General features: G+C 70.4%; 10 protein-coding genes and 5 pseudogenes. 4 read left to right on the top strand and 11 right to left on the bottom strand.

Annotation, left to right across the window (positions count from 1 at the left end; genetic code table 11):
- Positions 1-34: 34 nt before the first annotated feature.
- The 4 genes and pseudogenes from H3H54_RS10400 to H3H54_RS18930 form a co-directional block, all read right to left on the bottom strand.
- Positions 35-634: pseudogene (locus tag H3H54_RS10400) on the bottom strand (PLP-dependent transferase); the annotation flags it as partial.
- Positions 635-702: 68 nt separating this feature from the next.
- The gene (locus H3H54_RS10405; protein WP_262423841.1) at positions 703-1,341 is read right to left on the bottom strand and encodes a DNA-3-methyladenine glycosylase I; all 639 of its coding nucleotides are present in this window, start codon (positions 1,339-1,341) and stop codon (positions 703-705) included.
- Between the two features lie 2 nt (positions 1,342-1,343).
- On the bottom strand, positions 1,344-1,733 hold the full coding sequence (locus H3H54_RS18925) for a siderophore-interacting protein (protein WP_316249007.1): 390 nt from the start codon (positions 1,731-1,733) through the stop codon (positions 1,344-1,346).
- The gene (locus tag H3H54_RS18930; RefSeq protein WP_316249008.1) at positions 1,730-2,203 is read right to left on the bottom strand and encodes a siderophore-interacting protein; all 474 of its coding nucleotides are present in this window, start codon (positions 2,201-2,203) and stop codon (positions 1,730-1,732) included. Before H3H54_RS18930 ends, H3H54_RS18925 begins: the two co-directional genes overlap by 4 nt.
- 76 nt (positions 2,204-2,279) lie before the next feature.
- Between H3H54_RS18930 and H3H54_RS10415 the strand changes: the two are divergent.
- Positions 2,280-3,796, top strand: a pseudogene (locus tag H3H54_RS10415) (phytoene desaturase family protein).
- A 107-nt stretch (positions 3,797-3,903) separates the two neighbouring features.
- Positions 3,904-5,363 (top strand): annotated as a pseudogene (locus H3H54_RS10420) (peptide MFS transporter).
- A 4-nt stretch (positions 5,364-5,367) separates the two neighbouring features.
- On the opposite strand, the gene H3H54_RS10425 reads toward H3H54_RS10420, so the two are convergent.
- A complete protein-coding gene (locus tag H3H54_RS10425; RefSeq protein WP_262423842.1) occupies positions 5,368-6,723 on the bottom strand; it encodes a hypothetical protein in 1,356 nt (451 codons plus the stop codon).
- A 430-nt stretch (positions 6,724-7,153) separates the two neighbouring features.
- Here H3H54_RS10425 and H3H54_RS19610 point away from each other — a divergent pair, with 430 nt between their 5' ends.
- Both H3H54_RS19610 and H3H54_RS10435 read left to right on the top strand, forming a co-directional pair.
- Positions 7,154-7,408 (top strand): HNH endonuclease, encoded by a 255-nt coding sequence (locus H3H54_RS19610; protein WP_395962609.1) that lies wholly within the window; start codon positions 7,154-7,156, stop codon positions 7,406-7,408.
- A 68-nt stretch (positions 7,409-7,476) separates the two neighbouring features.
- Positions 7,477-9,029, top strand: a pseudogene (locus H3H54_RS10435) (UDP-N-acetylglucosamine 1-carboxyvinyltransferase).
- 8 nt (positions 9,030-9,037) lie between these two features.
- On the opposite strand, the gene H3H54_RS10440 reads toward H3H54_RS10435, so the two are convergent.
- From H3H54_RS10440 to H3H54_RS10470, 6 genes and pseudogenes are all read right to left on the bottom strand, one after another.
- A complete protein-coding gene (locus tag H3H54_RS10440) occupies positions 9,038-10,942 on the bottom strand; it encodes an FAD/NAD(P)-binding protein (protein WP_262423843.1) in 1,905 nt (634 codons plus the stop codon).
- Positions 10,939-11,601 (bottom strand): ABC transporter ATP-binding protein, encoded by a 663-nt coding sequence (locus tag H3H54_RS10445; RefSeq protein WP_395962611.1) that lies wholly within the window; start codon positions 11,599-11,601, stop codon positions 10,939-10,941. The genes H3H54_RS10440 and H3H54_RS10445 overlap by 4 nt, the downstream gene beginning before the upstream one ends.
- Positions 11,501-11,791 carry an ABC transporter ATP-binding protein gene (locus H3H54_RS10450; RefSeq protein ID WP_262423845.1) on the bottom strand — a complete coding sequence of 97 codons (291 nt, stop codon included), beginning with the start codon at positions 11,789-11,791 and terminating at the stop codon, positions 11,501-11,503. Before H3H54_RS10450 ends, H3H54_RS10445 begins: the two co-directional genes overlap by 101 nt.
- Positions 11,788-12,887, bottom strand: a pseudogene (locus H3H54_RS10455) (FecCD family ABC transporter permease). Before H3H54_RS10455 ends, H3H54_RS10450 begins: the two are co-directional and overlap by 4 nt.
- A complete protein-coding gene (locus tag H3H54_RS10465) occupies positions 12,884-13,213 on the bottom strand; it encodes a hypothetical protein (RefSeq protein ID WP_262423848.1) in 330 nt (109 codons plus the stop codon). Before H3H54_RS10465 ends, H3H54_RS10455 begins: the two are co-directional and overlap by 4 nt.
- 17 nt (positions 13,214-13,230) lie before the next feature.
- Positions 13,231-13,800 carry an ABC transporter substrate-binding protein gene (locus tag H3H54_RS10470; RefSeq protein ID WP_262423849.1) on the bottom strand — a complete coding sequence of 190 codons (570 nt, stop codon included), beginning with the start codon at positions 13,798-13,800 and terminating at the stop codon, positions 13,231-13,233.
- Positions 13,801-13,817 lie beyond the last annotated feature (17 nt).

Consider the following 13,817-nt stretch of genomic DNA (forward strand, 5'->3'; position numbering starts at 1 on the left):
TGGTGGTGCCGTGGCCGCACAGGTATTTGGTGGCGGAATGGACCACGAGGTCCGCGCCGTGCTCGCCGGGGCGATAGAGGGCGGGGCTGGCGAGGGTCGAGTCCACGATGACCGGCACGTCGTGGTCATGGGCGATCGCGGTGAGCGCGGTGAGGTCCACGAGCTGTGCGCCCGGGTTCGCGATCGATTCGACGATCGCAGCGCGGGTGGCGGGGGTGAAGGCCGCCTCCCAGGCCGCGAGGTCCCACGGGTCCGCGACGGTGAAGGTCACTCCGAGGTCGGCGAGGGTGTCGTCGAGGAACTCGGTGGTGCCGCCGTACAGCCGCGAGGAAGCGACCACGTGCCCGCCCGGGGCTGCCAGCGCGCACAGCGCGATGCTGGTGGCTGCTTGCCCCGAAGCGACCGCGATCGCGCCGATCCCCTTCTCGAGCGCGGTGATCCGCTGCTCGAGCACCGCGGTGGTGGGGTTGCCGGAGCGGGAGTAGGCGAACCCCTCGGCGCGCCGCTGGAACAGCGCCTTCAGCGCGGAGTGGGACGCCTGGGCGTAGGCGCTCGAGCCGTAGACGGGCACCGTGAGGGCGCCGTGGCCATCCTCGACGGCGTTCCAGCCCGCATGGATACCTGCCGTGCTCATCGCGCCTCCTCGGTCTCGTCGTCGCTCGCCTGATCATCGTCGCGAAAGGGCGCCCGCGCGGACGAGGTCTATGACGGAATGTGGCCCTCCGCCACGGGTGTGCCATCGGCCGCCCACACCCCGGAGGTGCCGCGACGGTGGGAGCCGAGCAGATGGGTGTCCACCACGCCCAGCGCCTCCATCAGCGCGAACATGGTGGTGGGGCCCACGAAGCGGAAGCCGCGGCCTTTGAGCTCCTTGGCCAGCGCGGTCGACTCGGCGCTGGTGGTGGGGACCTCTGCCGGGGTGCGGGGCATCGGGGTGCGCTGCGGCTGGAAGGACCACACCAGGTCCGCGAGGGTGGTGCCGGGCCCCTCCTGCTCCCGCAGCGCGACGGTGGCGCGGGCGTTGGAGAGCGTGGCCTCGATCTTGCCGCGGTGACGGATGATGCCGGTATCCCCGAGCAGCCGCTCCACATCGTCAGGTCCGAGCGCGGCGACAGCGTCGACGTCGAAGCCCGCGAAGGCCCGTCGGAAGCCCTCCCGTCGGCGCAGGATCGTGGCCCAGCTCAGCCCGGACTGGAAGCCCTCGAGCGCGAGCCGTTCGAAGACCCCGCGCTCGTCCCGCACCGGCATGCCCCACTCGGTGTCGTAGTACTCGCGCAGGTCGTCATGGACCGCCGCCCAGGCGGGACGCACGAGTCCGTCAGGGCCGACGACCAGGTCCATCCTCAGTCGTCGATCTTGCCGACGGGCTCGCGCTTCTCGGCCTGGAACTGGTCCTCGATGCGCCCCAGCGCCCAGTACGCGGAGATCGAGATCTGCTCGCGAGGGATGCCGGCATCCTTGACCAGCACCTTCCGCAGCTGCTTGGTGATGCCGCGCTCGACGTGGCAGAACACCTGCAACCCCTCGTGGTCCCCGAGATCGAGCGCGGCGACAGTGTCGACGAGCAGCTCGCGCTCACCGATCAGCCAGCGCAGCTCCACCCCGGCGGGGTGCTCGAGATCGAGACGGTCCTCGTCATGGTCGAGCTGGATCAGCACGGTGCCGACGGCGTCGGCGTCCATGGATTCCAGCCCAGCGGCGATCGCGGGCACTGCGGCGTGGTCGCCGATCATGAGGTGGCGCCGCGACCCGGGCAGAGGGGTGTACGCGCCGCCGGCCCCCGACATGGCGATGCGGTCGCCGGGAAGCGCCTCGTCGGCCCAGCGCGCGGCGACGCCGTTGTCCTCCCCTCCCCGTGGAGGACCACATCGATCTCGATCAGCTGCTTCTCGTCATCCCACCGGCGCACCGTGTAGGTGCGGCGTGCGGGCATCAGCTCCGGGCTGTTCTCCCGCAGGCCGTCCATGTCGTACGGCGGCTGGAGGCCAGAAGAGGGGTCGGCGATGAGGAGCTTGACGTAGGCGTCGGTGCTCTGATTGCGGTTCAGCTCCGCGTAGCCCTCGCCGCCGAGGGTGAGGCGCAGCAGGCGCGGCGAGATGCGGGTCTTGCCCTGCACCTCGAGCACGGCCTGGTTCTGCTTCCGGCGCGCGGGACGCGCTGCGGGCGCTGTGGCAGGAGGGGAAGTGTCTGTGGTGGTCTGCATGCTCACCATATTACGCGACAGGAGTGTTTCGTAAATAGGAAGGGGAGGCATCTCCCACCTCCTCTAGGCTGGGCGGATGAGCACCGCACCCCCTCCCGAGGTCGACGTGGTCGTGGTGGGTTCCGGCCCCAACGGCCTCGCCGCCGCTGTCACGCTGGCCCGGGCCGGCCTCTCGGTGCAGGTTCTCGAGACGCAGCCCACGATCGGCGGAGGGGCCCGCACCCTCGATCTGGGCCTCGCCCAGGGCGTCGTCCACGACATCTGCTCAGCCGCCCATCCGCTCGCCCTGGCGAGCCCCTTCTTCGACGCCTTCGACGTGCGCGCCCGCGGGGTGCGTGCGATCGCCCCGGCCGCCTCCTACGCCCAGCCGCTGGACGCTCAGCCCGCAGCCATCGCCTGGCACGATCTCGAGCGCACCGCTGAGGGCCTCGGCGCCGACGGCCCCGCCTGGCGGGCCACGATCGGCACGCTCGCCCGGCACGAGGACCTGGTGGTCGAGCTCGCCCTCGGCGACAAGCGCTCGGTCCCGCCGGCGCTGCTCACCCCGCGCACCCTGCTCACCGCGCCCCTGTTCGGCGCCATGATCGGTCTCCAGGGCACCCCTGCCTGGGATCTCCCCTTCCGCACCGAACGGGCTCGCGCGCTCCTGAGCGGTGTGGCCGCGCACGCGATCGGGACGATGCCCTCCCTGGCGCTCTCGGCGACGGCGATGCTGCTCGGCACGATCGGGCACGGGGTCGGCTGGCCGATCCCCGTCGGCGGCTCGCAATCGATCGTGGACACCCTGGTCGCAGATCTGCGCGCTCACGGAGGGCAGATCGTCACCGATCACCATGTCCGCACCTGGCGCGACGTGCCGCCCGCCCGGGCGGTGCTGCTGGACACCCCGGCCGGCGCTGCGGCGGACATCCTCGCCAACCGGCTGCCGGCGTCGCTCGAGCGGGCGCTGCGGCGCTTCCCCACGGGGATGCGGCGGCGAAGGTCGACTTCGTGCTGTCCGGACCGGTGCCGTGGCGGGATCCGGAGGTCGGCGAGGCGGGGACCCAGCACCTCGGCGGCACCCGTGAACAGATGGCGCAGGCGGAGGCGCAGGTGGCCGCCGGGCGGGTGCCCGATCATCCGGTGACGCTGGTCAGCGACCCCTCGGTGGCGGACCCCTCGAGGATCCATGGCGGGCTGCGCCCGCTGTGGGCCTACGCCCATGTGCCCGCCGGGGACACCACCGACCCCACCGAGCTGGTCACGCGCCAGATCGAACGCTTCGCGCCCGGATTCCGGGATCTGATCGTCGCCTCTCGCGGGATCCCGGCGGCGGAGATGCCCGCACACAATCCGTCGCTCGTGGGCGGGGACATCTCGATGGGCCGGGTGACGATGACCGGGATGATCGCCCGACCCACCGCCCGCTGGGACCCCTACCGGCTGGCGGACACGGGGTGGTACCTGTGCTCCTCGGCGAGCCCTCCCGGCCCGGGGGTGCACGGCATGTCCGGGTGGCATGCCGCCCGTCGCGTGCTGCGCCACGAGTTCGGGATCGACGAGATGCCTGACCTCGCCCCGTCAGCCACGGGGTTTGCTGACGCCGGCGACTGACTTGTCACACCACGGGTCTTCTACTTTGATTTGCGTTACCACATACCGCAAGATGACTCACCGTGAATTCATCAGACGGCCCTGCTCCCGCTCCGACACCTCCCGGCATGCCGGTCGAGGACGCAGCGGCGCACAACCCCTCCGGACGCTCCTTCATGGGCCAGCCCGGTCCCCTCGCGAACCTCTTCAGCGTCGAGCTGTGGGAGCGCTTCAGCTTCTACGGCATGCAGGGCATCCTCGCGATCTACATGTACTTCGCCGCCACGCAGGGCGGCCTGGGGATCGACGAGACCGTCGCGCTGGGCATCGTCGGCGCCTACGGCGGCTCCGTCTACCTCTTCTCCATCCTCGGCGCGCTCGTCTCCGACCGCCTGCTGGGACCTGAGAAGACTCTCTTCGGCAGCGCCGTGATGATCATGCTGGGGCACATCGCCCTGGCGGCCCTGCCCGGCGTCCCGGGCCTGATCACCGGTCTGCTGCTGGTGGGCGTCGGCTCGGGCGGCCTGAAGTCCACCGCCGCGACTCTCGTGGGATCCCTGTACACACGAGACGATCCGCGCCGCGACGCCGGCTTCTCGATCTACTACATGGGCATCAACATCGGCGGCCTGCTGGGCCCGCTGGTCACCGGCTTCGCCCAGCAGCAGTGGGGCTTCCACCTGGGCTTCGCCCTCGCGGCCGTCGGCATGCTCGTGGGGCTGATCCAGTACGCAATGACCCGCAAGGGACTGCCCGCGAGCGTCCACACCGTCCCGGATCCGCTGCCCCGCTCGCAGTACCCCCTGTGGGCCGGCATCGGCGCGGGTGCCCTGGCTCTGGTCATCGTGCTGGTGCTCACCGGGGTGCTGAACGCCGGGAACCTCGCGACCGTGGTCGCAGGCCTTGCGGTGGTGGGCGCGATCGTCATCTTCGCGCTGCTGCTGACCTCGAAGAAGCTCGATGCGGACGAGCATTCACGCGTGGTCGCCTTCATCCCGCTGTTCATCGGCACCGCGGCGTTCTTCGCCCTGTTCCAGCAGCAGTTCACCGTGATCACCCTGTACTCGGACACACGCCTGGACCGTGAGATCTTCGGCTGGACGATCCCGATCTCCTGGGTGCAGTCCTTCAACCCGTTCTTCATCATCACGCTGGCGCCGGTGCTGGCGGCGGTGTGGACGAAGCTCGGCCCACGTCAGCCCTCCACCCCGCGCAAGTTCGGCGTGGGCATCATCCTGATGGGCTCCGCGTTCCTGCTGTTCCTGCCCATGGCCTCCGTGGTCAAGGTGCCGGTCATGTGGATCGCGCTGATCATGCTGGTCGCCACGATCGGCGAGCTGTGGCTCTCCCCGTGGGGCTGTCCCTGGCCACCAAGCTGGCCCCGGGCGCGTACCCGGTGATGATGATGGCCCTGTACAACCTCTCGGTCGCCCTGGGCACCTCGCTGTCCGGTGCGCTCGCGACCTTCTACTCCGCCGAGACCGAAGGGCTCTACTTCGGTGCCCTCGGTGCGATCACGATCGGCATCGGTGTGCTCATGCTGCTGGTCGCGAAGCCCGTCGGCGTCGCGATGCGCGGGGTGCGCTGACCACTCAGTCGCGGTCCCTCAGCAGCGCCACGAGCGCCATCAGCAGCGCCTCGGACCCGGTGAACCTGTCGCCGTCCCGGCCGAGCGCTCCCAGGGCGACGAGATCCTCGAGATCGTGCATCACGCGCATCCAGCGGCCGACCTCCTCGTGGTCCGGCAGCACCGTGGGGTCTGCCGTCAGCGGGTCCTGCATCTGCAGCCCGTCCTCGCCGCAGGCCGCCATCAGGGCGGCCGCCGTATCGGGCATGCCCCGGAACCCTCCGTCCTCCGCGCCACGCGCATCGCGTCCCAGCAGCAGCGCGGTGAGCACCGCATGGCCGAACTCGACGAACAGCTCCGGGTCGCCGTCAGCTGTGACGAAACGGGCGGGGCCGTGCTCCCGGCGCGCCCGCCCGCCGACGACGTCGACCCATCCTCCGTCGCGCAGGGCCACCCAGGGTCCGACGATCTCCGGGTGGTCCCACATGCTCCGGACCGGCCGGTCGATCCCGCAGCGATCGAGCAGGGCGGCGGTGTCCGCCCGGCCGAGAGCCCCGGTGGCGGTCACGCGCCTGGGGGTGTCGAGGAAGTCGAGCAGGGCGACCGCGAAGCGCACGAAGTCGAGGTCCGCGTAGTCCTGCGGCTGCGGCTCGAGGTCACGAGCCCTGAGGGCGTCTGCCGAGCCGGCAGGGCCGGGCAGGAACGAGGGCCAGGAGCCCTCGGCGGGCTCCTCCCGCACTGCTTCCAGCGCGGCGAGCCGGTCATAGAGAGGTGCCGGCTCGGGCGGACGGCCGGTCTCGCTGAGCGCGACCCGCGCCTCGTCGGCGAGGGAGTTGTACCAGTGCATATAGGCGGCGAGCTCCTGCTCGTCCTCGAGGTCCACGCCGAGGGACATCCCGTATCCGAGGATGTTGGTGGAGAAGGAGCGGCGAGTGGGGTCATCCGCGGCTTCGAGGGCGGCGAACTCGAGCCCAGCGAGCATCGCGGGTGCGGCAGAGACGCTCATCGACTCCTCATGCCAGCGCCCGGTCTCGCGCAGATAGGCGAAGAAGCGGGTCAGCGTGGGCACCATGTCCATCACCTGCTCGCGCGGCTGGATCACGGTGCGGGGCACGACCTCGGTGAGCAGGTCGGTGGCGAGCACCTCGGTCCACAGCCCGGGGTCGGGGCTGCCTAGCTGCTCGGTCTTCAGTCGCAGCAGGGTCTCGAGCGTGCGCACCTCGTCCACCGCGGGGGCGTCCTCATCGGCGGTGATCCGCCAGGTCCCGTACTCGGACAGCACGAGCTCGCGCTCGCGCTGCTGCGCCTTCTGCTGGTCCTCCATCCCTCCAGCATGACGCCCGGCGGCGTCGCTGGCCAGCGCGAAGCCGAGCTCACGCATCACAGACGGTCGCTCCGTGGACAGCGGACGGTCACCTGAACGCCCGCAAGAATTCTGTGGACCTCTCCCCTCCGTGGGTGAGACTGGAGCTGCTCGGCCGCTGCGCGCCGACCACCGGTCCGCAGCGTGCTGGCAGCACCGCGATGGGAGGTGGCGAAATGGCACAGGTCAGGGTCTACAACCTCGGGTACCACCCCGAGACCGGCATCGGCGAGCTGCTGCACACCACCAGCGTGCGACACGCCTTCGGGATGATCCGGCGCGAGGTCGCCGATCCCGTCGAGCTGACCATGGTCGAGGACCGGATCGTGCCCACCGCCCTCGAACTGACCCGAGAGCTCAGCGGCGCCTGGGTGGAAGGTGCCGGACAGCGCTCGATCGGCTTCTCCTACCGCGCGGTCCACGAGCGAGATCACTGGTCCTGCGCGTATTGCGGTCGCAGCGTCTCGAAGACGCCCCCTGCGAGGCGCTGCTCGCCACGGTGGACCACATCCTGCCGGTCTCCCGCGGCGGCCCGTCCTCATGGACGAACCTGGTCTCTGCCTGCAAGGAGTGCAATAACCGCAAAGCGGACCGCACCCCCGCGGAGGCGGGGATGCCGTTGCGCGTCGAGCCGTTCGATCCCGCACTCGCCTATAGGGTGGGCGGCCACGTCGAAGGGCTCCCGGTGCTGATCAGCGCGTGATTGCGCTTCCGGCGCATTCTGCAACGTGAGCATCACCGCACCCAGCCTGAACTGCAGATATCTCATTCATGAGATACGGTCGCAGAATGACTGAGAACGAGGACTACCTGGCCCGGATCGGCGCTCTGATCCGCGATGCCCGTCAGCATTCCGGCCTCACCCAGGCTCAGCTCGCCACGAAGCTCGGCACGAGCCAGAGCGCGGTGAACCGGATCGAGAAGGGGCAGCAGAATCTCACGCTGGAGACCATCTCGCGCGTCGGCTCCGCCCTCGACTCGGAGATCGTGGGCCTGGGCACCTCCGGGCCGAGCCACCTGCGTGTCCAGGGTGAGACCACGCTCTCCGGTGCGATCGACGTGAAATCGTCCAAGAACGCGGGCGTGGCGCTGCTGTGCGCCTCCCTGCTGAACACAGGCACCACCATCCTGCGCAAGGTCGCGCGCATCGAGGAGGTCAACCGCCTGCTCGAGGTGCTGACCTCCATCGGGGTGAAAGCCACCTGGTTGAACGCGGACAATGACCTCGAGCTGCGGGTCCCCGCGGTTCTCGATCTCGCCTCGATCGATGCCGCGGCAGCGCGCCGCACCCGTTCGATCATCATGTTCCTGGGCCCGCTGCTCCATCGCGCCGGCAGGTTCCAGCTCCCCTACGCCGGGGATGCGATCTGGGCACCCGCACCGTCGAACCGCACATGTCGGCGCTGCGCCACTTCGGCCTCGAGGTCGTCGCGACCGATCACCACTATCAGGCCACCACCTCCCCCGTCACCGGCGCGCGGCGGCCGATCGTCCTCATCGAGCGCGGGGACACGGTCACCGAGAACGCACTGCTCGCGGCGGCGCTGTACGAGGGCGAAACGGTCATCCGCAACGCCAGCCCGAACTACATGGTCCAGGACCTGTGCTTCTTCCTCGAGAAGCTGGGCGTGGCGATCGAGGGCATCGGCACCACCACCCTGCGCGTCCAGGGCAAGTCCTCGATCTCGACCGATGTGGACTACGCCCCGAGCGAGGACCCGATCGAGGCGATGAGCCTGATCTCCGCCGCGATCGTGACCCGCTCCAGCATCACGGTGCGCCGGGTGCCGATCGAATTCATGGAGATCGAGCTGGCGCTCCTGGAGGAGATGGGTCTTCGCTACGACCGCTCCGATGAGTACATGGCGGAGAACGGCAAGACCCGCCTGGTGGACGTCACCACCCATCCCTCGGATCTGAAGGCGCCGATCGACAAGATCCACCCGATGCCGTTCCCAGGCCTGAACATCGACAACCTGCCGTTCTTCGCGGTGATCGCCGCGACCGCGGACGGCCAGACGATGCTGCATGACTGGGTCTACGAGAACCGGGCGATCTACCTCACCGAGCTGACGAAGCTGGGCGCGAACGTGAAGCTGATGGATCCGCACCGTGTGCTCATCGAGGGGCCGACGCGATGGAGCGGTGCAGAGCTCGTGTGCCCGCCGGCGCTGCGCCCGGCCGTGGTGATCCTGCTGGCGATGCTGGCCGCGAAGGGCACCTCGGTGCTGCGCAACGTCTATGTCATCAACCGTGGCTACGAGGACCTCGCGGCACGGCTGAACAAGCTCGGCGCGCGGATCGAGACGTTCCGGGACATCTGAGAGGCGCGCTAGGCCGAAGCCCCCACCCTCGCCCGCACCATGATCTGCTTCGCCGCGACATCCGCGCCGGCCAGCAGCGGCGAGGGCACTCCCGGTGTCGCACCGATGGCGGAGCCGGGCTGGGTGGAGGACGCGGGGATGCCGAGCACCACCACGGACTCGTCCACTGCGCCGTCAGCGGCGATGAGATTGTGACCGGTCAGCACATCCTCGCCCAGCTCGGCCCGGGTGGCCTCCATGCTGTGGGTCTGCACGCCGTCGACGGTGTGGATCCGGGCGCGGCCCGAGCCCAGCAGGTTGCGCAGCAGCGGATCGCTGGTCTGCGGGATCTTGCCCTTGGACATCCGCGTCTCCAGCAGCACCGAGGACGTCACCACGCGGCCCGTGATCGGTGAAGCGGCGCGGAAGAGCCCCGCGGTCTCGTCGGCCTCGACCAGCATCTCGGGGCCGATCAGCTCGATGATCCCGGCCTCGATCAGTGCCAGCACGAACCGCACCCGCTCTGCGGGCGGACCGGAGGCCAGGGCGAGGGAGTTCCCATCGAACCAGCCCAGCACGTCACGGGCGAGGGACTCGCCGGTGAAGGCTCCGCCTCCGGTGAGCCGGCCGACGTGCCGGCGCAGCGCCCCCATCGCGCCGTTGACGGCGGCGCGCGGGTGGTGCCACGGATCGGACATCGAGCCCAGCTCGTCGAGGACCAGGCGCCGGACCAGCTGCGCCCAGGCTTTCGCCCCCACCTGCTCGCCGACCGTGGGACGGTGCAGCTCCTCGATGGTCCAGGCCCAGTGCGGGTCGCCGATGGCGGCCTCGAGCACGGCGTCGACCTCGTCCTGGGTGTCGGCGACGTCGAGGCCTGCGAGCCACTCCCCTGCGACGGCGTCCGGCGCGTAGTCGGTGAGCGCTTCGAGGTAGACGCGGGCGAACTCGCGGGCGAGCACCGGCCAGACCTCGATCGCGAAATCCACGTCGGAGCGCTCGCCCAGGCAGCGGAACCACTCCTCGTCGGCCCAGCGCGGGGTGAAGGGTCGCACCGCGCGTCCGCCCTCGGGCTTGGAGCGGTAGGGCACACCGCGGCGGGAGCCGACCACCAGGAGCGGTTCCCGGCCGCTGGGCAGGTAGCGCAGACGTCCGCGGTCATCGCCCTCGACCGGCTCGAACGTTCCGCCCCAGTCGTCGACGAGCTGGCCGATCACATCGAAGAAGTTCGCGCCCAAGCCTCTGACCAGCACAGTCTCGCCGGCGGGCAGACCGGTGTACGTGCGCTCCGCGGGCATGCCGGGCTCGGCGTAGCGCAGCGCGAAGCGGTCTGCGAAGTCTGCCAGGGCGGTGACCTCGGGGCTCCGCTGCGACTGGACCATGCCCTGGGCGAGCACGACGGTGGGTGCTGCCAGGCGCTGGCCGTCCTCCAGCACCACCACGGTGTCCTCGCCCGAGCGCTCGAGGTCCACCGCGCGTCCCACGACCTCGGTGACCTCGACCGTGCCCCTCGAGATCGCCGCGTCGAGCTGGTCGCGGAAGTAGACGCCCTGCAGTCGCCGGCTGGGGAAGGAGGCGCCGGTGAGCGCGGCCGCCTCCTCCAGCACCCAGTGGCCCGCCGGGTGCCCGCCGTCGGCGCGGATGCGTCGGGCCCAGTCCACCAGGTCCGGTCCGGGACCGGCCGGCCCGCTCATGGGGGTGGAGTCGTCGGGGTGGACCGTGGTGGCGTCGGCCTGGGTGTTGTTGAGGTACTGCCCGGGCTGGTCGATCAACCAGGTCGCGCCCGGTCCCACGGCGAGGGCATCGATGACGGCCAGGCGCACGGGAGAGGTGCCGGCGACGGCCACGCGGGTCGCGGTGCGCAGCACGGTGGCCACCCCGCGCGGCCCTCCCCGACGATCACCGTCATCGAAGCTGCTGCGCTCGACGGTGCTCATCGGGCGACGGCGGGGACGAGATCCGTACGCACCTCGCCATCGGCGTCCAGCTCGTCGAGCCGGGCACCGGTGCGGGTGAAGCCGGCCGCATCGACGCGGGGACGCACCTCGACGGCGTCATCGCGCTCGGCGACCTCGACGTCGACCTCGTACACCGTGCGCAGGATCGGTGCGCGCAGCGCCTCCGCGGGGGCGCCGTCGGCGACGAGACGACCGCCGTGCAGCACGATCACCTGGTCGCAGTAGCGGGCGGCGTGGTTGAGATCGTGGATCGCGATCAGGGCGCTGATGCCCTCCTCGCGGGTGATCCGACGCACCAGCTGCAGGGTCTCGATCTGGTAGCGGAGGTCCAGTGCGGAGGTCGGCTCATCCAGCAGCAGCACCCGGGGGTCCTGGGCGAGGGCGCGGGCGATCATGGCACGCTGCGCCTGACCGCCGGAGAGCTCGGACATCGACTGCTCGGCGATATCCGTCAGCCCCATCCGCACGATCGCGTCCTCGACCTTCGCACGGTCGGCAGTGCCGGGGCGATCCCGAAGTGCGGTGTGCGGCCCAGCATCACGGCCTCGCGCACGGTGAGGTCGAGGGGGCATCGCCGGCCTGCGGCACATAGGCCACGAGCTTCGCGAGCTCGCGACGGCCGAGGCTCGCGGTGTCATGACCCTCGACCGAGATGCGTCCCTTCTTGGCGCGGTGGACCCCTGCGAGGGCCTTGACCATCGTGGACTTGCCCGAGCCGTTGGGGCCCAGCAGAGCGCAGAACGTGCCGGGAGCGACCTTGAAGGAGAGGTCGTCGAGGATCGTGCGAGTGCCGTAGGAGAAGGACAGGTCAGAGACGGAGAGGCTCACTTCAGGGTGTTCCTTCGTGTGAGGATGAGGTAGATGAACACCGGGCCGCCGATGAAGGCGACCACGATGCCGACGGGCACCACGGCCGGCGCGATCACGGTGCGTCCCACGGCGTCGGCGACCAGCAGCAGCAGACCGCCGGACAGCGCCGCGAAGGGCAGCAGGTGGCGATGGTCCGCGCCGATCGCGAGGCGCGCGATGTGGGGGCCGACGAGGCCGACGAACCCGATGATCCCGCAGAAGGAGACGACCACGGCGGCGAGGGTCACCGACAGCGCGATCAGTCCGATCCGCACCGGGCCGACGTTCACTCCGAAGCTGCGGGCCGCGTCGTCGCCGGCGAAGGCGATCGCGTTGAGGTCCTTGGAGAACAGCAGCGTCACCGGGACCGCGACCACGGTGACCGCACCAACGATCAGCACGTCGGACCAGGTGGCGTCGTTCACCGACCCGAAGGTCCAGCGGATGATGGCCTGCAGGGTGTTCTCGTTGGCGGTGAACTGGAGCGCCGAGGTGAGCGCCTCGAAGATCTGCGTCATCGCGATGCCGAGCAGCAGCAGGGTGGCCACGGCCATCCGCCGGGCGGTGGCGATGCCGAGCACCACCGCGGAGACGGCCAGCGCCATCACCATGGCGCCGGCGATCGTGGCCCACACCGGCAGCTGGTTGGTGCCCGCCAGGGTGATCACGAGCGCCGCACCGAAGGCGGCCGCCGGAGACACCCCGAGGGTGAACGGGCTGACCAGGGGTTGCGCAGCAGGCCCTGCATGAGCACGCCGGAGACGGACAGCGCGGCACCCGCGGTGAAGGCGAGCAGCACGCGGGGCAGGCGCAGCTGGGTGATCACCGCGTAGGAGGAGGCGAACTCGGCGCTGATGGTGCCGCCGAAGATGCTCACCTGGAGCGAGCGGAGCACGTCGCCGAAGCCCACACCGGCGGTGCCGATCGTGACCGAGGCGATCAGGGCGAGCACGGAGACCACCACGCCGACGGCGAGGACGAGGGACTTGCGCAGCTCCCGGCCGCGGGACGGGCTCGCCGGCTCCGGGGCCGGCGCGGGCGTGGGGGCGGGCTGCTTCTCGAGGGTCGCGGTCATCCCAGCGGCCCCTGGACGTAGTCGGCCACGTCGGACAGCTCGGTGTCCTGGAACTCGGTCACCCAGCGCGTGAGGTAGTCGTCGGGCTTCACGCCGTCCATCTGCTCGGGGTGCAGCCAGGCGGCGAGGTAGACGGCACCGATCGACTTGCCCAGCGCGCTGGTGGCCCAGCCGTTGGCGATCGCGACCCGGCCGTCGGCCAGGGCGTCCAGCCCGCCCCAGCCGGGCCGGGCCTCGAGGCCCTCGCGCAGGGCGTCGAAGCGGTCGGCGGGCTCAGCGGAGGGTTCGAACTCGTGCATCACGAACTGCGGATCGCGCAGCACCACCTCGGTGGGGTCGACGGTCAGCTCCTCCTGGGCGTCTCCCCGGAGGCATCGTCGAAGATGTTGGTGCCGCCGGCGGCCTCGATCATGGCGTGGAAGCCGGAGCCGGGCAGCGTGGTCAGGTAGGGCTCGACCGTCTCGAAGTACATCGGGACCGGTTCGACGTCGACGAGCCGCTCCTCGAGGAGCTCGGCGATCTCGGCGCGGAAGTCGAGCACGGCCTGAGCGCCGTCCTCGACCCCGAAGACCTGCCCGAGCAGGGTGAGGGTCGCATCGACCACCTCGGTGTCCCAGGCGGTGGCGATCACGACAGGGATGTCGAAGGCGGAGAGCTGCTCGAGCGCCTCCTGCCACACGGCGTTGCGCGGGAGGATCACGACGTCGGGCCGCATCTTGGCGATGGCTTCGTAGTTGAGCTGATCCAGGCCCTCGGCGATCACCTGATCCTCGGAGAGGTCGAGGTAGGGCAGGCGGTCGAGCGAGGCGCGGTCCACGCCCACGACGCGGTCGCCGGCGCCGATGGCGCGGACGAACTCGTTCGAGTAGCTGTTGACGACGACGGCAGTCTGCGCAGGGCCGGGCAGGACCACCTCACGGTCCTGGTCGT

The sequence above is a fragment of the Brachybacterium sp. Z12 genome (assembly GCF_014400405.1).
In the GTDB taxonomy this organism is placed as follows: domain Bacteria; phylum Actinomycetota; class Actinomycetes; order Actinomycetales; family Dermabacteraceae; genus Brachybacterium.